Origin of the sequence: Saccharothrix sp. NPDC042600 (genome assembly GCF_040647305.1) — a bacterium.
GTDB lineage: Bacteria > Actinomycetota > Actinomycetes > Mycobacteriales > Pseudonocardiaceae > Actinosynnema > Actinosynnema mutabilis.
Window position 1 is genome coordinate 1 of the sequence record NZ_JBEZBW010000115.1, and the last position, 23,998, is coordinate 23,998.

Genomic DNA, 23,998 nt, shown 5'->3' on the forward strand with positions numbered 1-23,998 from the left:
TTCTTGGCAACCGGAAAAGCTGGTTGCCAAGAACCCCAAAGCGCGGTTGGGCTGCGCCCAGGCCGTACGGGGAACGAACCGAGGCCCTTCCTTGGCTTGGCAGCCCTTCAAAAGCGTGCGCGCCTGCGGCGCGTCGCTTTGCTCCGCTGGTGTCAGTGGGTGGTGGGGGTTCGGAAGACGCCTACTCCCTCTAGTAGGCCGCCGATTTCGTGGGCCGCCTCGAAGGGGGAGAGGCGGGCGTAGCCGGCCAGGTCCCAGAATTCCGGGTTTTGCCCCGGGGCGCCCACCGAGCGTTCCGCCTCGGTTCGGGCGATGCCCAGGGCCATGCACACCGCCACCGCCGCCTCGCGCGGGTCGGTGTAGAGGGCCAGTTCCGCGAAGACCCGGCCCGGCGCCGCGCCCAGGGCGAAGCGGCGCCGGGCTTCCGAGATCAGGGGCTCCATGGCCTCCACTGTGCCACGAGGCGGCCCCGCGAGCAGGTCACGAGCAGAGCACGTCCACGAAGACGGTCTTCTCCTGGTTCAGGTTCGAGATGCGCACCGAGACCGTTCCCGGGCCCGTGAGGTGCTGGTTCTGCACGTCCACGCGTTCCACGTGGCAGCCTGGCTGGTGGTCCACGGTGATCTTGTGGACGCCCACCTCCACCGCCTCCACGTGTGCTTCGTGGAACACGTACAGCTCCGGCGCGTAGTACGACCACTTGGTGTTCGTCGCCCCGTTGGTGTCGGTCCAGGTCACCTTCTTGCCGTCCAGCGGGCCCACGGTGTCCCAGCGGTTGAAGCGGGTGTCGATTTCGACGATGACCTTGTCGCCGACCTTGAAGTTGTCGGTCTTGCTGTGCGCCGGGATGAAGCCGTGGCGGTTGCCGCCCGTGCTGCCGCAGTCGACCACGGCCAGGCCGTTGGCCACGCCCAGTTGCGAGCAGCCGAGCAGGAAGTCCTCGACCGTGGTGACCCACACCTTGTAGACGCCGCCGTTGTTGGGCGTGTCCAGGTACGGGAACAGCTGCACGGTGGTCGCGTTGTGGTCGACGTCGGTGCCGGTCACGTGTTCACAGCTCGTGTCGACCACTCCGGTGATGACGCCCCCGGACACGGTGAACTGCCGGCACGCCGCCGGGTCGGTGGACAGCAGGACCTTGCCGCTCGGGTCGGTCACCTGGAACACGTACGTGCCGTCGTCCAGGCCGGCGGCCTCCTGGGGCGCGCCGGGGCCGGGGCCGCCGTCCAGGTGGACGTCCTGCTTGGTCGGGAAGTGGTTGAAGTTGACCTCGCTGCCGTCGGGCAGGGTGGTGAAGATGGCTCCGGAAGGGGCGTGGGCCTGCGCGGTGCCCACGGGTACCAGGAGTGCCGCGGCCAGGGCGCTGACCGCCCCGGCCGCTCGTGCGAGTGGTCTCATGTCCGGTCTCCCAGCGAGTGCGGCGGGACCGGAAGGCGTGCCGCGGCGTCGGGGAGCCTTCCGGCTACCGGTCACCCCTACGCGACCGGCCCCGACGCCGCTGGGCGACGACGATACGCTTGGTGAACACCGCAGGCCAGGGGCCTTTGGGCCCTAGGGCAGGACGGCCTCGATCGCCTTGACCACGTCGTCGTCCTCGGGCTCGGTGCGCGGGCGGAAGCGGGCGACGACCTCGCCCTCGGGGGAGATCAGGAACTTCTCGAAGTTCCACTGCACGTCGCCGGCCGTGCCGTCGGCGTCGGCGTGCGCGGTCAGCTCCGCGTACAGCGGGTGCCGGCCGGGGCCGTTCACCTCGACCTTCTCGAACAGCGGGAACGTCACGCCGTAGGTGGTGGAGCAGAACGTCGAGATCTCCTCCGCCGTGCCCGGCTCCTGCCCGGCGAACTGGTTGCACGGGAAGCCGACCACGGAGAACCCGGCGTCGCCGAAGCGCTGCTGGAGCCGCTCCAACCCGGTGTACTGCGGCGTCAGGCCGCACTTCGAGGCCACGTTGACCACCAGCAACGCCTTGCCCCGCAACGACCCCAGGCTGCTCGGCTCGCCGGCGACGGTGTTCACGGCGATGTCGTGGATGCTCATGTCCCCACCCTACGGGGGCGGAACACCGTCACCACGACCCGCAGGCCCAACAGGACGCTGATGACCAGCAGGTTGTACCCGAACACCTGGTACAGCGTGATGTCCGGGCCGACCTTCGGACCGCCGTCCGCGCCGAGCAGGAGCACGGCCATCAGGCCCGCGGTCGCGCCCAGCACGGTCAACATCACCTGGTGCAGCAGGGAGGTCACGAACTGGCGGTCGCGGTCGTCGGCGAACAGCCGCATGCTCAGCCCCAGCCGACCCTGTTCCAGCGCGCTGGAGATGCGTTCCGCCCGCCGGGGCAGCCGCTTGAGCAGCGGCAGCATCGAGTGCAGTTCCTCGGTCACCGTGCGGCGCAACGACTCCGGGCTCAGGCGTTCGCTGAATTGCTTGTCCGCGAACGCCCTGGACTCCACCACGATGTTGAACCCGGGTGACAGCGCGCCCAGCGTGCCCTCCACGGTCGCCAGCGCCCGGAACACCGCGGCGATCTCCGGCGGGATGCTCAACCCGTACCGGTAGACCAGGGTGAACAGGTCGCCGAACATCTCGACGTCCGGCCGCATCCCGGCGCCGAGGTGCCGCGCCATGAACTGCCCGAGCGCGCGTTCCAGTTGCTGCTCGTCGATCTCGTCGGGCCGGGACACCAGTTCCAGCAACGAGTCGCGCAGGCCGGCCGGGTCGCCGTGGTCGATGGCGAGCAGCATCTTGCCCAGCGCGGACCGCAGTTGCGCGTCGATGCGGCCCACGGAACCGAAGTCCAGCAAGCCCAGGCGGCCGTCGCGCAGCAGCATGATGTTGCCGGGGTGCGGGTCGGCGTGGAAGACGCCGTCGAGCATCACCTGGCGCAGCAGCACGTCCAGCAGTGACCGGGCGAGCCCGTCGCGGTCGGTCGACTCCAGCGGGGCGGACCGCAGCGGCACGCCGTCCAGCCGGTCCATCACCAGAACCCTTGCCGTGCACAGGCTCTCGTGCGCCCGCGGCAGCACCACGCCGGTCCCGTCGGACGCCGCCCGCACCGCCTGGAGGTTGCGCGCCTCCACGCGGAAGTCCAGTTCCTCCAGCAGGGCGGCCGAGAACCCGGCGGCCAGGTCGCGCACGCCGATGGCGCGCCCCCACCGCGTCCGGTCGTGCAACGTGCCCGCGAGCCGGTTCACGATGTCCAGGTCGCCCTCGGCGATCCGCCGCACCCCGGGCCGCTGCACCTTGACCACGACCTCCTCGCCCGACTTCAGCCGCGCCCGGTGCACCTGCGCCACGGACGCCGCCGCGATGGGCGTCGGGTCGAACTCGGCGAACACCTCCTCGGGCGGCCCGACCTCGGCCACCAGCACCTCCCGCACGGCGGCCCACGGCGCGGCGGGGACCTTGTCCTGCAACAGGGTCAGCTCCTCGACGACGTCCGCCGGCAGCAGGTCGGGCCGGGTGGACAGCACCTGGCCGAGCTTCACGAACGTCACGCCGGCCTCCTCCAGCGCGAGCCGCAGCGACCGCGCGACCCGCGTGTCGGTCCGCTCCCGGCCGCGCAGGTAGGGGCCCAGGCCGTGGCGGAACGCGATGGCCGTGATGCGCGAGTACCGGCGCGCCCGGACCACGCGGGCGCGGGCGGCCCGCCACCACTCGGTGGGCGGCGGGATGGACCCGGTGGGCACGATGATCTCGGCGAAGGTGAGCAGCGCGATCATCAGCAGCAGCGCGATGCCGAACTGGACGGTGCCCAGCGCGCCGGTCGTCTCCGGGCCGGGCATCCCGCTCAGGACGCTCGCGGTGATAGACAGGCCCATCATGCACGCGAACGCGGTGCGCACCAGCCCGACCCGCAGCCCGAGGATGCGGCGCGCGGCCAGCGCGATGCCGAGCACCATCGCGAGGAAGGTCAGCGGCACGCCGACGGTGTAGAGCAGGAAGTCGTCCATGAGTCCCCCAGAACCGGTTCGGCCGGAGGATAGAGCGGTCCGCCTGAGAATCGACGCCGGTCACCCAAAGTTCGGATGAATATGCTCCGGAGTCCGGTGACCGTCTTTGCTGAAGCCGTTAAGTCGCACCAATTCAAGAATGTGAAGATTGTTGACGAATGTGACCCGGGTCTCTACTGTCGGGTGACAGATCGGATGAATCGATCGCCCAGACCCCCGCTGGGGGCCCACGACTTCGGCGGCGGTGTCGTGGACCCCCAGCGGGTCCCAGTTCAGCGGTGCCGCGCGATCCAGTCGAGCGCGTCGGGCATGTGGCGCAGGACGGAGATGTGGCCGTCCGACGGGAAAAGGCGCAATTCGGCGCGGCAGCGCGCGGACAGCCATTCCGAGTGCTCGGCGGGCACCACCCGGTCGCGCACGCCGTGCAGGAACAGCGCGGGCACCTCCAGCGGGCCCGGGTCGAACCCCCACGGGTTCACGTACGCCAGGTCGTCGTCCACCAGCCCGCCGGGTCCGCCGGCCAGCGCGGGCCCCACGACCCGCTCGAACCAGGACCACGGCCCGTCCAGGGCCGCCAGGTCGGCGTCGGTGAACTCGGGGTTGTACTCCACCCCGGCCGCCTCGTGGGCCTCCTTCTCGGCCCGCCCGGCCAGCGCCGCCCGCAGCGACCCCACGCCGGAGGCGGCCATGCCGGCGAACCAGTCCAGCCCGGCCGCGGTGAACCCGTCGTACGGGGCGAGCCCGGCGGAGACCACCGCGGCGGTCACGCGGGAGGGCAGCAGCGCGGCGCAGGCCAGCGCGTGCGGCGCGCCGCCGGAGTGGCCGACCACGGCGAAGCGGTCCAGGCCCAGGGCGTCGGCGACGGCCGCGACGTCCCGGGCGGCGGACGCGACGTCGCGGCCGGGGGTGCGGGTGGACCCGCCGTAACCGGGGCGGTCGTAGGACACCCAGCGCAGGCCCAGGCGGTCCGCGTCGGCGAACAGGGGCTCGGGTGGCGCGCCGGTGTTGGGGGTGCCGTGCAGCCAGAACACCGGGAAGCCGCCGGTACCCGTGTCGTGGGCGTGCAGCGTCCGACCGTCGGTGCTCACGCTCAACTCGGCCACGGGGCCGAGCCCAACCTCAGACGTCGAACAGCGGTCCCGTATGCGCGCGCATGACGCACGAGTTCTCGTAGGTGGCGGTGAACTGCCGCGACTTGCCGCGCCACATGCCGGTGAGGCGGACCGTGATCGGGTCGTACTGCATGGTGCAGGCGATGCCCGGCTCGGGCTGCAAACCGTTGAGGTCACCGTCCACATCGGACAGCAACTGGCAGGCGGCGTCGGCGTCCGGGTGGCTGCCGCCGGCCGGTTCGCAGGTCAGGTTGGCCATCCGCACCTGGGCCACCGATCGGGTGGTGGTGACGTTGAGCGTGGTCTCCGGGGCCGCGGTGACCATCGGAGCGAAGGCGGCCATGGCCGCCAGGAGGGGAAGTGGTGCCATGTCACCACAGTGGCGCGCGGGGTGCCACGTCCTCCAGCCATCTCACTACATCGTGTGACGAACCGGTTTCAAACCGTTGATCGTCGAGCGGTCACACCAGCCCCCGCCGGGCGGCGTTCATGCCGGCCTGGAACCTGGTCGCCGCGTCCAGTTCCGCCAGCAGGGCCGCCATGCGCCGGGTCATCGTCCGCTGCGTCATGCCCAGCGACCGCATGATGGCCGCGTCCTTCAGGCCCGCCGCGAGCAGCGCGAGCACCTCCCGGTCGCGGTGCGCGCCGCGCAGCGCCGTCCCGACCGGGGCCGCCTTCTCCCACAGCAGGTCGAAGCACGCGACCAGCGCGTCCAGCAGCGGCGAGCGGTGCACCAGGATGCGCACGCCGGTCTCGGACGCCTCGAAGCTGAGCGGGATCAGCGCCGTGCGCCGGTCGGCGATCATCATCTTCATCCGCACGTCGGGCAGGGCCCGGGCGTCCTCGCCGGCCGCCGCGTAGTCCGCGATCTGGGCCAGCCGGGCCGGGTCGTCCACGGACGGCAGGTGGTAGATCGTCCGGTACGCCACCCCGCGCCGCAGGGCCTGGAACTCCGCCGCGTTGTGCTCCGGCGCGCCGCCCAGGTAGGGCGGGCAGTCGATGAGCAGCACCTCCTCCCGCGCGGCGGACTGGAGCTGGGCGATGTGGTGGCGCACGGCCGGCCCGCCCTCGATCAGCTCGACCAGGTCGCCGGGCTCGCCGCCCGGGGCCCGCTCGTACTCGGTCGCCAGCCGCCGGGTCACCGCGCGCAGCCGGTCCAGCTCCCCGGCGCGGCGCACCGCCAGGGCGTCCAGCGCGACCTGCGGCGGCGCGGCGACGTACCGGGCCGGGCGGCCGGCGAGCTTGGTGACCAGCCCGGCGGCGGCCAGGTTGGCCAGGGCCCGGGACAGCCGGCCCGCCGGCAGGTCCACCGCCGCGGCCAGCCGGGCGGCGTCGGCGCGGGGCAGCCGCAGCAACCCGAGGTAGACCGCGCCCTCGGTGCGGCCCAGCCCGACCGGTTCCAGGAAGTCGGCGTCCACGTCGTCCACCGACCCCATGCTGCCGGCCAGTTGTGGCCAACGGCCAGAGCTGCCCTTTCCGGTGCACCTCCCGCGGGCTAGCTTCGACGGTTCGGGACACCAACGGTGGAAGACGGTGGACATGGACCGGGAACTGCAGCAGATCCTCCGCACCGGCCCGTTCGAGTCCGCGCTCGACGCGGCCATCGAAGCGTCCGGCCTGACCCTCGACCGGCTGTGCAGCCGGCTGCGCGACAGCGGCGTGACCGTCAGCCGCACCTCGATCTCGTACTGGCGCAACGGCCGCAGCCGGCCGGAGCGCGCCCGGTCGATGGCCGCGCTCACCCGGCTCGAACAGGTCCTGGGCCTGCCCCCGTCGTCCCTGGTCGCCCTGTTGGGCGCACGCCGGCCGCGGGGCCGCCGGCCGGGGCGTCCGCCGGGCACGCTGTCGCGGCGCGACCTGTGGCCCTCGTGCGGGTCGCTGCTCACCGGGCTGGACGCCTCCGCCGACGCCCGTCTGGACTTCCTGAGCGTCAACGACGCGCTGGTGGTGGACGAGCGCACCGGCGAGCGCCGGCAGCGGACCCGGCTCGTGGTGCGCGCCGCCGCCGACCGCGTGGACCGCTACCTGGTGTGCCACGAGGTGGACGACCCGGGGTTCCCGCCGCCGGAGCTGGTCGGCGTCGCACACGCCCGGCGGGGCCGGGTGCGCCGGGACGAGGCCGCCCGGTCGCTGGTCGCGGAGTTCCTGTTCGACCGCCCGCTGGACCGCGGCGAGCACACCGTCCTGGAGTACGAGGTGCGCCTGCCCGACGGCCAACCGCTCGACCACTACTACCGCCGGTTCACCCGCCCGGTGGGCCTCTACACGCTGCAACTGCGGTTCGCCGGGCCACCGCCGGGCCGGGTCCGCCGCTACGACCGGGCCGGGCTGCGCGGCCCCGAGCGCCACGCCGAGGAGCTGTGGCTGGGCGCGGCCGGCACCACCGCGCTGGTCGCCCCGTCGGTCCGGCCGGGCACCGTCGGCGTGCGCTGGGAGTGGTGAAAACACCGGAAAACTGTTCCGCGAGAACGGCCCCCACCTGCGGCGGAGCACGGCGGAACACCCGGCGATCCGACCGGTAACACAACCGTTCAGGTACCGAACCACCCCCGACTACCTTCCGGTTCCCCTGCTCCGGGCCGGTGAACGCCCGGAGTCCGAGAAGGAGTCGATCAATGCCCTGCACATCCCGAACACTGCTGGCGGCGATCACCGCGCTGGCACTCGCGGCGCTCGCGCCGCCCGCGTCGGCGGCCGAACCCGAGGGCGAGGTGCGCGTCGCGGCCCAGGACCCCGTGCCCGGCGTCTACCTCGTCAAGCTCAAGGACGGCGTCCGGGCGTCGAGCGGCGCGGCCGACCTGACCGCCCGCTACGGCGGCAAGGCCACGCACGTCCTGGAGAAGGTCATGCGCGGCTTCGTCGTGGAGGACCTGACCGAGCGGCAGGCCCGGCGGCTGGCGGGCAACCCGTCGGTCGAGTCGGTGACCCAGTCCGGCACCGCCCGCGCCGCCGACGTCCAGGACAACCCGGCCAACTGGGGCTTGGACCGCATCGACCAGCGCGACCTGCCGCTGGACCGGAAGTACGACTACCCCGCCACCGCGGGCTCCGGCGTCAACGTCTACGTCGTGGACACCGGCATCCGGTACTCCCACCAGGAGTTCGAGGGTCGCGCCAAGTACGCCGCCGACTTCGTCGTCCCGCCCACCAACGGCGACGACTGCGACTCCGCGAAGCAGGGCCACGGCACCCACGTGGCGGGCATCGCGGGCGGCAAGACCCGCGGCGTGGCCAAGAAGGCGACGCTGTGGTCGGTGCGCATCCTCGGCTGCCAGTCCACCGGCAAGGACAGCGACATCGTCGTGGCCGCCGAGTGGATCGCCAAGAACGCGGTCAAGCCGGCCGTGGTCAACATGAGCGTGTACGCCGACGATCCCACGGTCGGTGTGGACGCCATCAAGGGCGCGATCGCGTCCGGCGTGCAGTGGGCGCTGATCACCGGCAACAACGGTGGCAACGCGTGCAACTACGGCCCGGGCAGCCGCGTCGAGACCGGTGTGCGGGTGGCCAACTCGACCAGCTCCGACCAGCGCGCCGGCGACTCGAACGACGGTCCCTGCACCGACCTGTTCGCGCCCGGCTCGAACATCGACTCGGCGGTCAACACCTCCAACACCGCCTACGGCCAGAAGTCGGGCACGTCGATGGCCGCGCCGCACGTGGCCGGCGCGATGGCGCTGCGGCTGGGCGAGCAACCGTCGGCCACGCCCGCCGACCTGAAGAAGTGGGTCGTCGACAACGCCACCACCGGCAAGATGACCGGCATCCGCACCGGCACGCCCAACCGCCTCCTGCACGTCCCGGCCGCGCGGCAACCCGTCGACGACTTCTCGATCGCGGCCACCCCGGCGTCGGTGAGCGTCGATCCGGGCGCGGCGGTGACGACCAGCATCACCACGACCGTGACCAGCGGGTCGGCGCAGACCGTCGCCCTGTCGGCGAGCGGCCTGCCGGCGGGCGTGACGGCGGCGTTCGAGCCGTCCTCGGTCACCGCGGGCGGCTCGGCCAGGCTGACGCTGACCGCCGCGGCGAGCACCAGCCCCGGCGACCACCGCGTCACCGTGACCGGCAAGGGAACCGACGCCACGCGCACCGCGGACGTGTCCCTCAAGGTCAACGGCGAGGTCCCGAACGACTTCACCCTCAGCACCACCCCGTCCAGCGGATCGGTGGCGGCGGGCTCGTCGGTGTCCACCACGGTCGGCGCGTCGGCGGTCACCGGGCAGATCGGGACCGCGGTGATCGGCGGTCGGCAGACCACGGTCGCCAAGTACCCGTTCATCATCTCCCAGCACCGCACCGGCGGCGTGCGGCCGGCCGAGCAGTCCTGCACCGGCTCGGTCGTGGCCAAGCGGGCGGTGCTCATCGCGGCGCACTGCAAGTTCTCCCAGGGCGACCCGAAGTACCTGGTCTACGGCCGTGACGACCTCACCGACACCAGCACCGGCACCCGCATCGAGGTCGAGGAGTACCGCGTCCACCCCGGCTACAACCCCAGCGACGGGTGGCGCACCGGCTTCGACGTGGCCGTGATCTTCACCAAGACCGACATCCCGACACCCGCCGGCATGGCCTACCCGGCCATCGCGCGCTCCGGCGACTCCCTGCCGCTGGGCACCCGGGGCACCGCCATCGGCTACGGCAAAACCGACTCGCAGGACGCGCAGCGCAACAGCAAGCTGTGGGAGACGGTCCTGCCCACGGTGGACGACCAGAACTGCCGCAACATCAACTCGCAGTTCGACACCCGGTACATGTTCTGCGACGGCTACGGCGACGGCAGCACCGGTCTGTGCCAGGGCGACTCCGGTGGCCCGTACTACCACAACGGCAAGATCTGGGGCGTCTTCTCCTGGCTGCGCACCGACTGCGCGTCCTACAACGCGCACGCCAAGATGTGGGGCGTGCTCGGCGACTGGGCGAACGAGCAGATCGGCGGCACGCCGCCCGCGGGGGACATCACGTTGTCCGCCGGCGGGTTGCCGCCCGGCGCGACGGCGTCGTTCAGCCCGTCGGCGATCGGTGTCGGCGGCAGCTCGACGCTGACCATCAGCACCTCGGCGGCCACCCCGACCGGTGAGCACCGCATCACCGTCAGCGGCACGCGCGGCTCCGTGACCCGGCAGACGGTCTACACCCTGACCGTCACCGGCGGCGGGACGACGAAGCTGACCCTGGCCGACCCCGGGACGCAGACCAGCGTCAAGGGCAAGCCGGTCAGCCTGCAGATGACCGCCTCCGGCGGCTCCGGCGGCTACCGCTTCACCGCCTCCGGCCTGCCCGCCGGCCTGTCGATCAACTCGTCCACCGGGCTGATCGGCGGCACGCCGACGACGTGGGCGAACTACCACCCGACCGTGACCGTGACGGACAGCTCGGGCGCACGGGCCGAAGTGTCGTTCTACTGGTTCATCTTCCCGTACTAGTGCTGCCTCACGGAGGCGTTGACCCGGTGACCGGCCCGGTGGGCTGACCGACCAGGCTGGTCCTCCCGTGTGGAGCGGGGGACGCCCGAGGACGATCGGTGAGGCGATCCGGCAACGGATCCGCCCGATCGCCCGGACGTCCCCCGCTTCCGGGGCATCACCCGGCTTCGCCACCGACTCACCCATCCGGGACCGGCCCGCCGAGGTCCGCGTGACACGGCACCGGACGGGCCTTGCTGGGCGCGTGCCCCGGGCACCAGGGTGGGTGGATGGGGACCACGGGTGTGCGCCGCGTGGCGCTGGCGAGTTCCGCGGGCAACGCGGTGGAGCTGTACGACTTCCTCCTCTACGGCACGGCGACCGCGCTGGTGTTCGACAAGCTGTTCTTCCCGTCCTTCGACCCGCGCGTCGCCACGCTGCTGGCGTTCGCGACCTTCGGCGCCGGGTTCCTCGCCCGGCCCCTCGGCGGCGTGGTGATCGGCCACTTCGGCGACCGCGTCGGCCGCCGCTCGATGCTCGTGCTGACGCTGACCGCCACCGGCGTGTGCACGGCCCTGATCGGCCTGCTGCCGACCTACTCGTCCATCGGCATCGCCGCGCCGATCCTGTTGGTGGCGCTGCGGATCGTGCAGGGCTTCTTCCTCGGCGGCGAGCAGGGCGGGGCGACCCTGATGGCCGTCGAGCACGCCCCGGCCGGGCGGACCGCGTGGTACGGCAGCTGGACGTTCCTCGGCTCGCCGGTCGGGTTGGTGCTGGCCAACGGGGCGATGGCGCTGGCGACGGCCGTGTCCGGGGACGCGTTCCTGTCGTGGGGGTGGCGGCTGCCGTTCCTGTTCAGCCTCGTGCTGGTCGGCGTGGGGCTGTACGTGCGGCTGTCGGTCGAGGAGAGCCCCGAGTTCCGGGCGGTGCGGTCGGAGGACCGGGCGCGGGTGCCGGTGGTGGACGTGCTGCGGCGGTCGTGGCGGAAGGTGGTGCTGGGTGCGGGGGTGAACCTCGGGTTCACCATGTTCATCTTCGTGCTCGCCGCGTTCGTGCTGTCGTACGGGACCCGGCAGCTCGGCATGTCCAAGTCGTTGCTGCTGAACGCTTCCCTGGTCGGCGCGGCGGCGCAGGCGGTGGCGCTGCTGGTGTTCGCGCGGCTGTCCGACCGGGTGGGGCGGTTGCCGGTGATGCTCGGCGGGGCGGCGTTCCTCGGGGTGTTCGCGCTGCCGTTGTTCTGGTTGCTGGAGACCCGGTCGCCGGTGGGGGTGGTCGTCGCCCTGGTGGTGGGTTTCGCGGGGTCGGCGGCGCTGTTCGGGCCGATGCCCGCGTACTACGCCGAGCTGTTCGGGACGCGCGTGCGGTACAGCGGGGTGTCGTTGAGCTACCAGCTGGGTGCGGTGCTGGGTGGCGGGCTGTCGCCGTTCGTGGCGCAGTGGTTGTTGGGCGTGACACCGACCCGGGACTCGTGGCCGGTGTCGCTGTACCTGATCGCCGGGGCGATGGTGAGCGCGTTGTGCCTGTTGGCGATCGGGGAGACGCTGCGCTCTAGAGCGTGACCACCGCGTTGGTGCGCGCCGACTCGAAGGCCGCTTCCACGACCTCCAGCCCGGTGACCGCGTCGGCGACGGGGACCGGGCTCCCGCCGGCCGCGATGCCGGCGTAGAAGTCCTGGTACGCGCCGCGTTCGGTCTGGACGGTGTCGCCGTTGAGCCGGCCCCAGGCCTCTTCGGGGTCGGCGCCCCAGCCCGTGCCACCGGGCACCGCGCCGGCTTTCAGGAGGTCTTCCTGCGGGTCCATGCCGTGCTTGACGTAGGCGGCCGCGGAGCCGAGGACGCGGAAGCGGGGGCCGAGGTCGGCGGCGAGCGCGGACGCCCAGAGGTGGGAGACCGTGCCGTTGGCGTGGGTGAGGGCCAGGAAGGCGTCGTCGTGCGCGTGCGCCGCCGGGCGGAGGGTGCGCACCTCGGCGTAGACGTGCGTGGGCCGGCCGAACAACGCGATCGCCTGGTCCACCAGGTGGGTGCCGAGGTCGTAGACGATGCTGCCCAGGTCGGCCGGGTCGCCGGACTCCTTCCAGGACTCCTTCACCTCCGGCCGCCACCGCTCGAAGCGCGACTCGAACCGGTGGACGTGGCCGAGCCGGTTCTCCGCGGCGAGCCGGGAGACGGTCCGGAAGTCGCCGTCCCAGCGCCGGTTGTGGAACGGCACCAGCCGCCTGCCCCCGGCTTCGGCGAGTGCCGCCAGGTCCCGGGCTTCGGCGGCGGTCGCCGCGAAGGGCTTGTCCACGACGACGTCCAGGCCGTGCTCCAGCGCGGCGCGGGCGTGCTCGGCGTGGCGCCGGTTGGGCGTGGTCACGACGACGAGGTCGAGGTCGCGCTCCCACAGCTCGTCGATCGTGCCGACGACCGCCACCCCCGGGTAACGCTCCTGGACCTGCCGCCGCCGCTCGGGGTTGCCGGTGACGACGGCGGCGAAGTCGAGCCCGTGCGTGGTGGCGAGGAAGGGCGCGTGGAACGCGGCCCCGCCGAGCCCGTACCCGATGAGAGCGGTGCGCATGGGCGCCAACCCTAGGCGTCCCACGACTTGGACGCTCTGTCGCGCCCGGTGACCCAGCGCTACCTTTGCCCCATGAGCCCGCTCGTGACCCGTCGGCACGTCGATTACGTGCGCGTCACCAGCATGGCCTGTCCCCAGGCCTGACCTCCGCTCGCCCGACCGAGCGGCGACACCCACCTCACGGCCCCGCGTGCCCGTTCGCGCGTCGCCGACCCGCCGGCGCGCCTTCCCCCGTCCCGGCTCGCTCCCGTCCCCGTCCCGCCCGACCCGTTCCGAGCCCCGCTCTCCCAGCGCGAACAGGAGTACGTGCATGTCCTGGTCCTTCGACACCAAGCAGGTCCACGCCGGAGCCTCGCCCGACCCCGCCACCGGCGCCCGTGCGACGCCGATCTACCAGACCACCTCCTACGTCTTCCGCGACACCGCGCACGGGGCCGCCCTGTTCAGCCTGGCCGAGCCCGGGAACATCTACACGCGCATCAACAACCCCACCCAGGACGTCCTGGAGCAGCGGGTCGCCGCGCTGGAAGGGGGTGTCGCGGCCGTGGCCTTCGCCTCCGGGCAGGCGGCGGAGACGGCGGCCATCCTGAACCTCGCCCGCGCGGGCGACCACCTGGTGTCCAGCGCCTCCCTCTACGGCGGCACCTACAACCTGTTCCACTACACCCTGCCCAAGCTCGGCATCGAAGTGTCCTTCGTGGACGACCCGGACGACCTCGACGCGTGGCGCGCCGCCGTGCGGCCGAACACCAAGCTGTTCTTCGCCGAGTCGTTGGCCAACCCGCGCAGCAACGTGCTGGACATCGCGGCGGTCGCCGAGGTCGCGCACGACGCCGGGGTTCCGCTCGTCGTGGACAACACCGTCCCCACCCCGTACCTGCTCCGGCCGCTGGAGCACGGTGCGGACATCGTCGTGCACTCCGCCACCAAGTACCTCGGCGGCCACGGCACGGCCATCGCCGGTGTGGTCGTGGACGGCGGCAAGTTCGACTTCGGGGACGCCGAGCGGTTCCCCGACTTCACCGAACCCGACCCCAGCTACCACGGGTTGCGGTACTGGCCCGTGCTGGGTCACGGGGCGTTCGCCGCGAAGCTGCGGGTGCAGGGCCTGCGGGACACCGGCGCGGCGATCGCCCCGTTGACCAGTTTCCTGATCCTGCAAGGGATCGAGACGCTGTCCCTCCGCATCGAACGGCACGTCGCCAACGCGCGCGTGCTCGCCGAGTGGCTGGAGTCGCGGGACGAGGTGGAGAAGGTGCACTACGCCGGACTGCCGTCCTCGCCCTGGCACTCGCTGGCGCGGAAGTACCTCCCGCTGGGCGCGGGCGCGGTGGTGTCGTTCGAACTGCGGGGCGGGGCCGAGGCGGGCAGGGCGTTCGTCGACGGGGTCGAGCTGTTCAGCCAACTGGTCAACATCGGCGACGTGCGCAGCCTCATCGTCCACCCGGCCAGCACCACGCACAGCCAGCTGACGCCGGCCGAGCAGGCGGTCACCGGCGTGACGCCCGGCCTGGTGCGGCTGTCGGTGGGCATCGAGGGCGTCGAAGACCTCAAGGCGGACCTGGAGGCGGGGTTCCGCGCCGCCAAGTCCGTGCAGTGAGGAGCGGGTCCACTCTCGGGGAGACCCCTCCCGTCGCCGGCGGGTGGCGGGAGGGGGACCCGAACGGGCGACGCCGGTGGTTGACCGGGGAACTCCCCGGCCTGCCGCTGCGCATCGCCTACGAGACCTGGGGCGCGCTGAACGCCGACCGCTCCAACGCGGTGCTCGTCCTGCACGCCCTCACCGGCGACAGCCACGTCGCGGGGCCCGCCGGTCCCGGGCACCCGACGCCGGGGTGGTGGGACGGCCTGGTCGGGCCCGGTCGGGCGCTGGACCCGGCGCAGTGGTTCGTCGTGGCCCCGAACGTGCTGGGCGGGTGCCAGGGGACCACCGGTCCGTGGTCGGCGGCGCCCGACGGGCGGCCGTGGGGACGGCGGTTCCCGGACGTCACCGTGCGTGATCAAGTGGCGGCCGAGGTGCTGCTGGCGGACGCGTTGGGCGTCTCGGCGTGGGCGGCGGTCCTGGGTGGCTCGATGGGAGGGATGCGTGCTCTCGAATGGGCGGTTTCTGTACCTGATCGAGTGAAGTCTTTGTTGGTGGTGGCCGCGCCCGCCGCGTCCACCGCGGAGCACATCGCGTTGGCGTCGGCGCAACTGCGCGCGATCGAGCTCGACCCCGTGGCCGGCATGGGCGTGGCCCGTCGGATCGCCCACCTGAGCTACCGGAGCGAGCCGGAACTGGCCGCGCGCTTCGGCCGGACCGTCCAGCCCGACGGCCGGTACGCGGTGGAGTCGTACCTGGACCACCACGCCGACAAGCTCGCCCGCCGCTTCGACCCCGAGAGCTACGCGGTGCTGACCCGGGCCATGAACGGCCACGACGTCGGCGCGGGTCGCGGGGGCGTCCGGGCGGCCCTGTCGCGGGTGCGCGCGCGGACGATTGTGGCCGGCATCGACTCCGACCGGCTCTACCCGGTGCGCCAGCAGGCCGAGATCGCCGAGGGCGTCCCCGGAGCCGACCTGCGGGTGATCACCTCGCCGCACGGCCACGACGCGTTCCTGATCGAGGTCGACCAGGTCGGGGCGCTGGTGACCGAACTGCTCAAGGACGGCTGAGGGGGCGCGGGGTGTGCCCGCGCCCCCCGTCGTGGCGTGCGTCAGAAGCCGGCCGTGATCCGGGTGAACTCCCAGTCCGGCTGCGCGATGCCCGAGCAGTTGGACGACACCTGGCCGTCGCAGCCGCCCCGGTCGCGGTTGACCGCCCAGAACGAGAACCGGCCCAGGCCGTTGGACTTGGCCCAGTCGCGCAGGGCGGTCCAGGTGGCCGTGGTGGTGACCTCGCGCTGGTCGGACAGGCCGTTCATGCCCGAGATGCCCGCGTGGTTGAACGCCACCGCGTCGGACCACCCGAACGTGGACTTGAGCTTGTCCTTGAGCCCCACGGTCGCGTTGATCGTGTCCGTGCGGATGTCGGAGCTGCCGAAGTCGAACGGCATGATCGTGAAGACGTCGATGTTCGCGCCCAGCGCGTTCGCCCGCTCGATCAGCCGGTTGCCCCACGAGTTGGGGCCGGTCCGGGTGGTCGGGATGGTGACGATCGTCTGGATGCCCGGGTTGTTCTGCTTCACGATCTTGAGCGCCTCCAGGATCCGGTCCTGGACGGTCGCGTTCTCGAACTCGTCGGTGTTCTCGATGTCGATGTCGATCGCCTTCAGGGCGTAGGCGTCGATCACCTTCTGGTACGCGCCCGCAAGCGCTTGCGGGGTCGAGCAGTTCGGCCCGAGCTTGTTGCCGCTCCACCCGCCGAACGACGGCACGACGTCACCGCCCGCCGCCCGGATCTGGGCGATGGCGTTGGCGTCGATCCCGCCGGTGAGCGGGCGGTTGCCGTCCCAGGCGGGGTTGCAGCCGCCCTGCGCGAGCACGAACGCCATGGTGAACCACTTGACGCCGGTCGCGTTCATGACCGTTTGGGGCGCCGGCGGGTTGCCCCAGCCCAGGAACAGGTAGGGCGCGCCCCGGCCGCCCGGCGCGGGGCCGGTCTGCGTCGTGGCGGACACCTGGTTGGACGGGCCGGACGCGTTGCCGGCGGCGTCGCGGGCCTTGACGGTGAACTGGTAGGTGGTGCCGGGGGCCAGGCCGGACACGGTCGCGGTGGTGCCGGTGACCGTGGTGACCGAGGTGCCGCGGTGGACGTCGTAGGCGGTGACGCCGACGTTGTCGGTCGAGGCGTTCCAGGCCAGTGACACCGAGCTGCTGGTGGTGCCGGTGACCCGGAGGTTGGCGGGTGCGGTCGGCGCGGTGGTGTCGCCGCCTCCGCCGCCGGTGCAGGGTGCGCCGTTGACGGTGCAGTTGAGCGGCGCGCCGGAGCCGGCGCCGACGAAGCCGAAGCTCGCCGAGGCGTTGACGCCGACGTTGCCGTTGTACTCGCGGTTGGTGGCGACGTAGTGGTCGCCGGTCCGGGTGATCAGCGCGTCCCAGTAGGAGCCGAGGGACGTGCCGGCGGGGAGGTCGAACTCGACCTTCCAGGAGGTGATGGCGTTGGGGCCGCCGTTGGTGATGGTGAACTTGCCCTCGAAGCCGCTGCCCCAGTCCTGCGCCTTGGCGAAGGTGGCGGTGACCCCGGGTGCGGCCGACGCGGTCGGCCCGGCGATGGCGAGTGATCCGATGGCCAGGGCGCCGGCTGCCAGCACCGCGCCCATTCTTGTCTTCATGAGGAACTCCTCGGCGGATCGGCAGGGTAATCGCGCCCACCGGCGAGACTGGTCTAGACCACCGAGATTGTCAATGCTCCTTCTCAAGGGCGTGTGGGCCTGGTTCGGGGTTGGCACTGGTTTGACTGGTGCCAGCGCGCAGCCTCCCCGCAGGCGTCGCACGGCTCACGCGCTAACCCCGGCTTCCCCGCGCCTGGCTTGAGCGGGGTAGGCGAGGTGAGGGTCACGTGGGGGCAGCCCAACGCCGCGCCGCCGGGCCCGCCCTGCTCTTACTGTCGTGCCGCACCGAAACCGCCGCACCGACAGCGCCGCGGGCTCACTCGTCCAGCGCCGCCTCGATCCACGACGCCACGGCCAGGTCCCGCACCTCGCACTCCAGCGCCAACTTGACCGTCCACCGCAGCGCCTGCAGCACCACCGTCGCCAGCTCCTGCGGCTGCCCGTTGGCCAGGGCGATCTCGATCTGCTCCGCCGCCGCCTCCTGGTCCCCGTGCACCTCCGCCAGCAACGTCCGGATCGCCGTCCGCACCGGCGGGTCGGCGTCGTCGATCGGGACCTCTTGGCCGTCCTCGTCGAAGACCTGCATCTTGACCGGGGTCGCGCCGCCCGAGCCGAGGGCCGCGACCATGTCGCTGCACTCCGAGAACAGCAGGAGCACCAGCTCCCGGATCTCCTCGTTCCCCTCGGGGGAGCCGCTGAGGTAGCCGGTCACGAGGTCGACCGCGACGGCGTCCTCCCCGACCTTGGCGGCGGCCAAGGCCTGGCCGGCGACGGCGGTGAGCCGTGCCCAGCGGTCCGGATCCTGCTGCGGGTGCATTCAGCCATCTTCCAACACGGAGTAGGGGTGCACAGCTCTGTCGTATTGCCTACCCGGTGGTGATCGGGTGCCGCAACGGCTTGCCGTGCCGGCCTCGGGGTGCTACCCCGGTATGACACACCCCGGTGTCATGTGCCGCCCGCCCCCGGCCACCTAGCATCGGGGCGTGATCCGCACCTTCCTGCGGGTGGTCCTGCTGCCCGACCGCACGCGGGTCTTCGGCGCGGCCGACTCCCGGCTCAAGCTCGTCGCCCAGGCCGCGGTCCTGGTCTACGGTCTGGTCCTCGCCATCGGCATCTCCTCGGCGTACGTGCAGCGCGAGTCGCCCGACGGCTGGTGGCCGCTGTTGTTCGCGATCGTCCTCGGCACGTACGCCCTCGCGCTGTTCTCCCCGCTGGGCGCCTGGCGGCTGGCCACGGCGGGTCTGTTCGCGATGCGGCTGCTCAACACCCACGAGCCGGCGATCCTGGGTGACTGGCAGTGGTGCTGGTACCTCCCCGTGCTGGTCGGAGTGGGTCTGCGGTACGGCGGACGGGTCGTCTTCGTGGTCGCGGTGATTACCACGGGTGCTGTGTACCTCGTGGGCGCGATGGGAAACCTCGACTACTTCCCGCCCACGCTGCTGTTCCTCGGCCTCGCCCTCCTGATCTCCTACGCCTTCGGCTCGCGGGGACGGGCCGAGCGGCGGTTCCACGAGGAGCGCGACGCCAAGGCCGCGCTGGTCGAACGGGCCCGCATCGCGCGGGAGATGCACGACGTCGTCGCCCACCACATGTCGATGGTGGCCGTCCGCTGCGAGACCGCGCCCTACCGGATCGCGGGCCTGCCCGAAGCCGGGCTCAAGGAGTTCGCCGAGCTGGGTGACGCGGCTCGCGCGGCGATCGTCGACATGCAGAACCTGCTCGGCGTGCTGCGGTCGGCCGACCAGCAAGCCGACCGCGCGCCCCAGCCGGGCCTGGCCGAGATCAGGGCACTCGCCCCGCAGGCGTCCGTGGCCGACGCCGACGTGCCGCCCGCCGTCGGGCTGACCGCCTACCGCGTGGTCCAGGAGGCGCTGACCAACGCGCGCCGCCACGCTCCGGGGTCGAACGTCTCCGTCGTGGTGTCGGTGGTCGACCAGGCGCTGGAGGTGTTCGTCCGCAACACCGCGGGCGGTCCGTCGCGGGGCGGGGGTGGTGGCCACGGGCTGGTCGGCATGCGGGAACGTGTGGCCGTGCACGGCGGCTCGGTGACCGCGGAGCCCACCCCGGACGGGGGCTTCGCGGTGCGGGCGCGGATTCCGTTGGGGGAGCGTTGATCAAGGTTCTGGTGGTGGACGACCAGGAGATGGTGCGGGAGGGGTTCTCGGCGCTGCTGGACGCCCAGCCCGACATCGAGGTGGTCGGGTCGGCGGGCGACGGCGCGGCGGGCGTCGCGGAGGTGCGCAGGCTGCGGCCGGACGTGGTGCTCATGGACGTCCGGATGCCCGGCACCGACGGCCTCACCGCGACCCGGCTGCTGGCCGACGACCCGGTGAAGGTGCTGGTCCTGACCACGTTCGACCTGGACGACTACGTCTACGAGGCGCTGCGGGCGGGCGCCAGCGGGTTCCTGCTCAAGCACGCGCCCGCGCGCGAGCTGCTGGAGGCGGTCCGGGTCGTGGCGCGCGGTGACGCGCTGCTCGCGCCCTCGGTGACCAAGCGGCTGATCGAGGACTTCGTCAAGGCGCGGCTCGCCCGGCCGGTGAAGCCCGCCGCGCTGTCCGCGCTGACCGAGCGGGAGACCGAGGTGCTGCGGCTGATCGCGACCGGCCTGTCCAACACCGAGATCGCCGCGCACCTGGTGCTCGCCGAGCAGACGGTGAAGACGCACGTCAGCCGCGTGCTGATGAAGCTGGGCCTGCGCGACCGGGCGCAGGCGGTGATCGCGGCCTACGAGTCCGGGCTGGTGGTACCGGGGTAGCGCCGGGAGAAAGCTACCGCGGGGTGACGATCCGGCGGGCGTCACCTCCCTACCTTTCCGGCCATGTCCAAGAAGATCGCCCTGGTGGCCGCGCTGCTGGTGCTGGTCACGCCCGGCGGCGACCCGCCCGTCGCGGAGCGGGTCGCCGTGCACGGGGACCTGGCGCACGCGCGGCACGTCGCGGTGGTCGTGCCCGGGTCCGATGTGGACGGCGACCGGTTCGACGCCACGGTGGGCCGCATGGCCCGCGCGCTGCACGCCGAGGTCGGGCGGGACGACGTGGCGGTGGTCGCGTGGCTGGGCTACCGGACGCCGTCGGGGCTGGGGGTGGACGCGGCGTCCGGCCGGCTGGCCCGCGCGGGCGCGGCGTCCCTGGCCGAGTACGTCGCGGGCCTGCCAGGACGGGTGCACCTGATCTGCCACAGCTACGGCTCGGTGGTGTGCGCGACGTCCGGGGTCCGGGTGGACGACATGGTCTTCCTCGGCAGCCCCGGCGTCCGCGTCCGCAAGGCCGCCGAGCTGGACGCACGGGTGTGGGCGGCGCGCGGCGCGGACGACTGGACGCGGTGGGTGCCCAAGGTCCGGTTCGCCGACCTGGGCCACGGCACCGACCCGATGGACCCTTCCTTCGGCGCGACGACCTTCGACACCGGCGGCGCGCGCGAGCACGACGAGTACTTCACGCCGGGCACGGAGTCGTTGCGCGCGTTGGCCCGGATCGCGGTGGGTGAGCGGCCGTGACCACGCGGGACCCGGTGATCGACTCGGTGCGGGCGCTGGCCATCGCCGGGGTGGTGCTCGGGCACTGGCTGGTGACGTCCGTGGTGCTGGTGGACGGCGCGCTGGTGGTGGACAGCCCGTTGCGCTGGGTGCCCGGGCTGGCGTGGGTGAGCTGGATCTTCCAGACGCTGGGGCTGTTCTTCTTCACCGGCGGGTTCGCGGCGGTCCGGTCGCGCACGCCGTGGACGCGCCAGGCGCGTCGGCTGGTCGTGCCGGTGGCGGTGTTGCTCGGGTCCTGGGCGGCTGTCCTGTTTGGACTGTCGATGCGCGGGCTGCCGCAGCAGACGGTGCTGACCGTCGGGTACCTGGTGGTGACGCCGCTGTGGTTCCTCGCGGTGTACGTGGTGCTGCTCGCCCTCACGCCGTGGATGCGCCGCCTGGGCTGGTGGAGCGTGGTGGTGCCGGCGGTGGTCGTGGTGTTCGACCTCGGCTGGGTGAACGTCCTGGCCGTGTGGTGGGTGCCGTGGCAGGTCGGGGTCCTGGTGGCCGAGCGCGGGCAGCGGCGTTCGTGGGGTGCGGCGCTGCTCGTGTCCGGGGTGCTGGGGATGGTCGTGTCGCTGCACGACGGGTATCCGGCGAGCGCGGTGGGCGTGCCGGGGGCCGGGCGGTCGAACCTGTTCCCGCCGTCGCCGGTCGCGTTGGCGTTGGCGCTCGCGCAGATCGGCCTGGTGGTGCTGCTCCGGCCGGCGTTCCGGTCGAGGTGGCTCAACGCGCGGGCGTTGCCGATCTTCCTGACCCACCAGAGCGCGTTGCTCGTCGTGACGCTGGTCGGGGCCGCGTTCGGGCCGCTGCGCGGGCTGGTGGCGCTGCCGTCAGACGGGCTCTGGGTGCTGGAGCGCCTCACGTGGCTGCCGCTGTTCTGGGGCGTGACCCTGGTCCTGCTTCGGTACCGCCGCCAGCAGCGCGACGGCGATCGTCGCGCCGTGCAGCACGACCATCGCCCCGGTGGGTTCCAGGACCAGCAGCGGCGGGACGCACGCCAGCGCGGTGAGCAGCCAGGGCCGGCGGCCGTGGCACGTGCCGGCGCGGGCGGTGTGCAGGAGGTACCAGCCGAGGAGGAGGTGGATGAGGTTCTGCAACGGGTCCACCCGGAACACGACCAGCGTGCCCGCCGCGCCCGCGAACCCGGTCACGACGAACCCGAGGACGCCCAGGACGCAGTAGCCGACGCCGAGCGTGACGGCGAGGCGGGCGCGGTGGGTCTCGCGGGTGTGGCAGGCGATCACGGCGGCGGCGCGCTCGAACCGGTGGAACAGCAGCAGGACCGGCAGCAGCAGGAGCACCAGGACGGTCAGCCAGCGGGGGACCGCCGCGGGCGCGTCGAGCAGGCCGAGCAGGGCCACCACGGCGGCGAGCGCGGTGAGGTAGCCGAGGTAGACGGTCATCGGGGCGCGGCGGGCGAAGTCCACGACGTGCCACGGGGCGCGGCCGGCCAGCCACGCCGACACCCGGTCGCGCGCGAGCAGCACCACGGCGATCTGGCCGAGGCCGAGCACCAGCAGGCACACCGTGGGCGGGCTGAGGTTGGACGCCTGCTCGCCCGGGACGGCCATCATCGTGCGCGGGTAGCCGCCGAAGGCGATCAGCGCGAGCAGCGCCGGCACGACCATGAGGGCGCACGTGGACAGGACACGCCGTGAGAGGCGCACGGTGCCATAGTGGAAACCGAGTTGTTGGAGGAACAGCGCGCCGAGGACGAGGTTCAGGTAGCCGCCGGTGCGCCACTGGAAGCCGATGCGCAGGGCGTCGGCCATGATCATCAGGCCGACCAGGACGACCGGGGTGACCAGGCGGGCGTTGCGGTGCAGCCACGCCATGACCGGGGTGGCGGCGACGGTGACCAGGTAGAGGCCGAGGAACCAGAGCGGGTGCGCGATGAGGCGGCCGAAGGTCTCGACGCGGTCCTTCGGGACGTCGAGGAGTTCGAGGGGGAGCGGCAGGACCAGCCAGGCCAGGACGAACGCCAGCACGGGGCGCAGGAGCCACGTGATGCGCCCGGCGAGGTAGCGCCCGTACCCGCCGCCCTGCCGTTGGACGGCCAGCCAGCCGGCGAGGTTCGCGTGGCCGCCGGCGAAGTAGAACAGCGGGACGGTCTGCAGGACCCAGGTCAGCAGCCACAGCCAGTTCGCGCTGACCCCGGCCCACTGGGTGACGGTGAGCAGGGACTGGCCGACGACGACCAGGCCCAGGCTGGCCAGGCGCAGGAAGGTGGAGAACCGGTCCTCGGTGGCGGCTTCGAGCGGTGGCGCGGGTTCCCGGCGGCCGGGCAGCCGGTGGGGTCTGTGGCGGGGCAGTCGGGCGATGAGCAGGAAGACGACGACGGCGCTGCCGAAGCCCCAGGCGAGGACGGGCTCGTGGCCGGGCGGTCCCCAGCGTTGGCGCCAGGAGTTGAACTCCAGGCCGGCGGCGTAGAGGCCGGCGACGACGTGGCAGCGGGTGGCGTTGTCGCGGGGGTTCAGCTCGCACTGGGCGTGCATGTCGGCGGAGAGGCGGGCGTCGAGCGCCTTGCGGGCGTCGGGGCCGAGGGGCCGGCCCTTGTGCTCGGCGTAGCGGAGGAGGTCGTAGCCGAGGTCGTGGGCGCGGCAGCCGAGCCCGAAGTCCCACTCGGTGTCACCGGCGGGGCCGGAGCATCCCCCGGACGGGTCGATGGCTCGTGACGTTCCGTCGAGGGCGGTGACGGTGATGGGTGAACGCCCGGTCACCTGGTTGAAGTCGGCGGGGAAGGTGGCGAGCGGGGTGGTGGCGTCGGGGGCGGTCATGGCCTCGACCGCTCTCGCGGCCGTGGCGACGTCGCCGGTGAGCGGCTGGGTGTTCGCGGCGCCGGCGGGGCGGGACGCGATCACGCCGCAGACGAAGACGGCGAGCGCGACGAGGACGAACCGGAACCAGGCGGGCAGCCCGAGCAACCACCGCACTCCCGGCCACCCACCGGGGTGGTGCACCTTGCCGTCGCTCATTGGCAGACCAGGTTACGGATGGGCGAACCCGCCGGCCAACCGGCCTGCCCCAGGGCGTGGTGGGGGATTTCCCCACTGTCGGTGGTGGGGGTAGGCCCCCGTGGCGGGCTGCGGGCTGCGGGCTGCGGGCTGCGGGCTGCGGGCTGCGGGCTGCGGGCTGCGGGCTGCGGGATGGCGGGCCGGCGGGCTGCGGGCTGGCGGGCTGCGGGCCGGCGGGCTGCGGG

General features: G+C 72.6%; 19 protein-coding genes and 1 pseudogene. 9 read left to right on the forward strand and 11 right to left on the reverse strand.

Annotation, left to right across the window (positions count from 1 at the left end):
- Positions 1–152 precede the first annotated feature (152 nt).
- The 7 genes from AB0A74_RS37255 to AB0A74_RS37285 all read right to left on the reverse strand — a co-directional run bounded on the left by AB0A74_RS37255 (position 153) and on the right by AB0A74_RS37285 (position 6,492).
- Positions 153–443 (reverse strand): hypothetical protein, encoded by a 291-nt coding sequence (locus AB0A74_RS37255; RefSeq protein ID WP_358257112.1) that lies wholly within the window; start codon positions 441–443, stop codon positions 153–155.
- Between the two features lie 37 nt (positions 444–480).
- Positions 481–1,398: a hypothetical protein gene (locus AB0A74_RS37260; protein WP_358257114.1), complete on the reverse strand. Its 918-nt coding sequence runs from the start codon at positions 1,396–1,398 to the stop codon at positions 481–483.
- A 153-nt stretch (positions 1,399–1,551) separates the two neighbouring features.
- Positions 1,552–2,037: a glutathione peroxidase gene (locus tag AB0A74_RS37265; protein ID WP_358257116.1), complete on the reverse strand. Its 486-nt coding sequence runs from the start codon at positions 2,035–2,037 to the stop codon at positions 1,552–1,554.
- A complete protein-coding gene (locus AB0A74_RS37270) occupies positions 2,034–3,953 on the reverse strand; it encodes an AarF/UbiB family protein (protein ID WP_358257118.1) in 1,920 nt (639 codons plus the stop codon). The genes AB0A74_RS37265 and AB0A74_RS37270 overlap by 4 nt, the downstream gene beginning before the upstream one ends.
- 272 nt (positions 3,954–4,225) lie before the next feature.
- Positions 4,226–5,041, reverse strand: a complete 816-nt coding sequence (locus AB0A74_RS37275) for an alpha/beta hydrolase (protein ID WP_358257120.1) — start codon at positions 5,039–5,041, stop codon at positions 4,226–4,228.
- A gap of 31 nt (positions 5,042–5,072) precedes the next feature.
- Positions 5,073–5,435: an SSI family serine proteinase inhibitor gene (locus AB0A74_RS37280; RefSeq protein WP_358257122.1), complete on the reverse strand. Its 363-nt coding sequence runs from the start codon at positions 5,433–5,435 to the stop codon at positions 5,073–5,075.
- Positions 5,436–5,526: 91 nt separating this feature from the next.
- Positions 5,527–6,492, reverse strand: a complete 966-nt coding sequence (locus AB0A74_RS37285) for a helix-turn-helix domain-containing protein (protein WP_358257124.1) — start codon at positions 6,490–6,492, stop codon at positions 5,527–5,529.
- Between the two features lie 112 nt (positions 6,493–6,604).
- Here AB0A74_RS37285 and AB0A74_RS37290 point away from each other — a divergent pair, with 112 nt between their 5' ends.
- From AB0A74_RS37290 to AB0A74_RS37300, 3 genes are all read left to right on the forward strand, one after another.
- On the forward strand, positions 6,605–7,507 hold the full coding sequence (locus tag AB0A74_RS37290) for a helix-turn-helix transcriptional regulator (RefSeq protein WP_358257126.1): 903 nt from the start codon (positions 6,605–6,607) through the stop codon (positions 7,505–7,507).
- 173 nt (positions 7,508–7,680) lie between these two features.
- Positions 7,681–10,491, forward strand: a complete 2,811-nt coding sequence (locus AB0A74_RS37295) for a S8 family serine peptidase (protein ID WP_358257128.1) — start codon at positions 7,681–7,683, stop codon at positions 10,489–10,491.
- A gap of 269 nt (positions 10,492–10,760) precedes the next feature.
- A complete protein-coding gene (locus AB0A74_RS37300; RefSeq protein ID WP_358257130.1) occupies positions 10,761–12,029 on the forward strand; it encodes an MFS transporter in 1,269 nt (422 codons plus the stop codon).
- Here the strand turns inward: AB0A74_RS37300 and AB0A74_RS37305 are convergent.
- The gene (locus AB0A74_RS37305; protein ID WP_358257132.1) at positions 12,019–13,026 is read right to left on the reverse strand and encodes a Gfo/Idh/MocA family oxidoreductase; all 1,008 of its coding nucleotides are present in this window, start codon (positions 13,024–13,026) and stop codon (positions 12,019–12,021) included. The two genes, AB0A74_RS37300 and AB0A74_RS37305, sit on opposite strands and share 11 nt — an antisense overlap.
- A gap of 190 nt (positions 13,027–13,216) precedes the next feature.
- Between AB0A74_RS37305 and AB0A74_RS37310 the strand changes: the two genes are divergently transcribed.
- Complete coding sequence (locus AB0A74_RS37310; protein ID WP_358257133.1) at positions 13,217–14,626, forward strand: bifunctional o-acetylhomoserine/o-acetylserine sulfhydrylase; 1,410 nt, start codon at positions 13,217–13,219, stop codon at positions 14,624–14,626.
- Positions 14,623–15,681 carry a homoserine O-acetyltransferase gene (locus tag AB0A74_RS37315; protein ID WP_358257135.1) on the forward strand — a complete coding sequence of 353 codons (1,059 nt, stop codon included), beginning with the start codon at positions 14,623–14,625 and terminating at the stop codon, positions 15,679–15,681. The genes AB0A74_RS37310 and AB0A74_RS37315 overlap by 4 nt, the downstream gene beginning before the upstream one ends.
- Positions 15,682–15,722: 41 nt before the next feature.
- On the opposite strand, the gene AB0A74_RS37320 is transcribed toward AB0A74_RS37315, so the two are convergent.
- Together AB0A74_RS37320 and AB0A74_RS37325 are read right to left on the reverse strand one after the other, a co-directional pair.
- Positions 15,723–17,279, reverse strand: coding sequence for a cellulose binding domain-containing protein (locus tag AB0A74_RS37320; RefSeq protein ID WP_358257137.1), 1,557 nt, complete (start codon positions 17,277–17,279; stop codon positions 15,723–15,725).
- 316 nt (positions 17,280–17,595) lie between these two features.
- Positions 17,596–18,096 (reverse strand): hypothetical protein, encoded by a 501-nt coding sequence (locus AB0A74_RS37325; protein WP_121225634.1) that lies wholly within the window; start codon positions 18,094–18,096, stop codon positions 17,596–17,598.
- A 166-nt stretch (positions 18,097–18,262) separates the two neighbouring features.
- Between AB0A74_RS37325 and AB0A74_RS37330 the strand changes: the two genes are divergently transcribed.
- The 4 genes and pseudogenes from AB0A74_RS37330 to AB0A74_RS37345 form a co-directional block, all read left to right on the forward strand.
- Positions 18,263–19,393 (forward strand): histidine kinase, encoded by a 1,131-nt coding sequence (locus tag AB0A74_RS37330; protein WP_358257139.1) that lies wholly within the window; start codon positions 18,263–18,265, stop codon positions 19,391–19,393.
- A complete protein-coding gene (locus AB0A74_RS37335; protein WP_358257141.1) occupies positions 19,390–20,037 on the forward strand; it encodes a response regulator transcription factor in 648 nt (215 codons plus the stop codon). The genes AB0A74_RS37330 and AB0A74_RS37335 overlap by 4 nt, the downstream gene beginning before the upstream one ends.
- A gap of 63 nt (positions 20,038–20,100) precedes the next feature.
- On the forward strand, positions 20,101–20,778 hold the full coding sequence (locus AB0A74_RS37340; RefSeq protein WP_358257143.1) for an alpha/beta hydrolase: 678 nt from the start codon (positions 20,101–20,103) through the stop codon (positions 20,776–20,778).
- Between the two features lie 71 nt (positions 20,779–20,849).
- Positions 20,850–21,632: pseudogene (locus tag AB0A74_RS37345) on the forward strand (acyltransferase family protein); the annotation flags it as partial.
- Here the strand turns inward: AB0A74_RS37345 and AB0A74_RS37350 are convergent.
- On the reverse strand, positions 21,630–23,774 hold the full coding sequence (locus AB0A74_RS37350; RefSeq protein WP_358257145.1) for a phospholipase A2: 2,145 nt from the start codon (positions 23,772–23,774) through the stop codon (positions 21,630–21,632). The pseudogene AB0A74_RS37345 and the gene AB0A74_RS37350 sit on opposite strands and share 3 nt — an antisense overlap.
- Positions 23,775–23,998 lie beyond the last annotated feature (224 nt).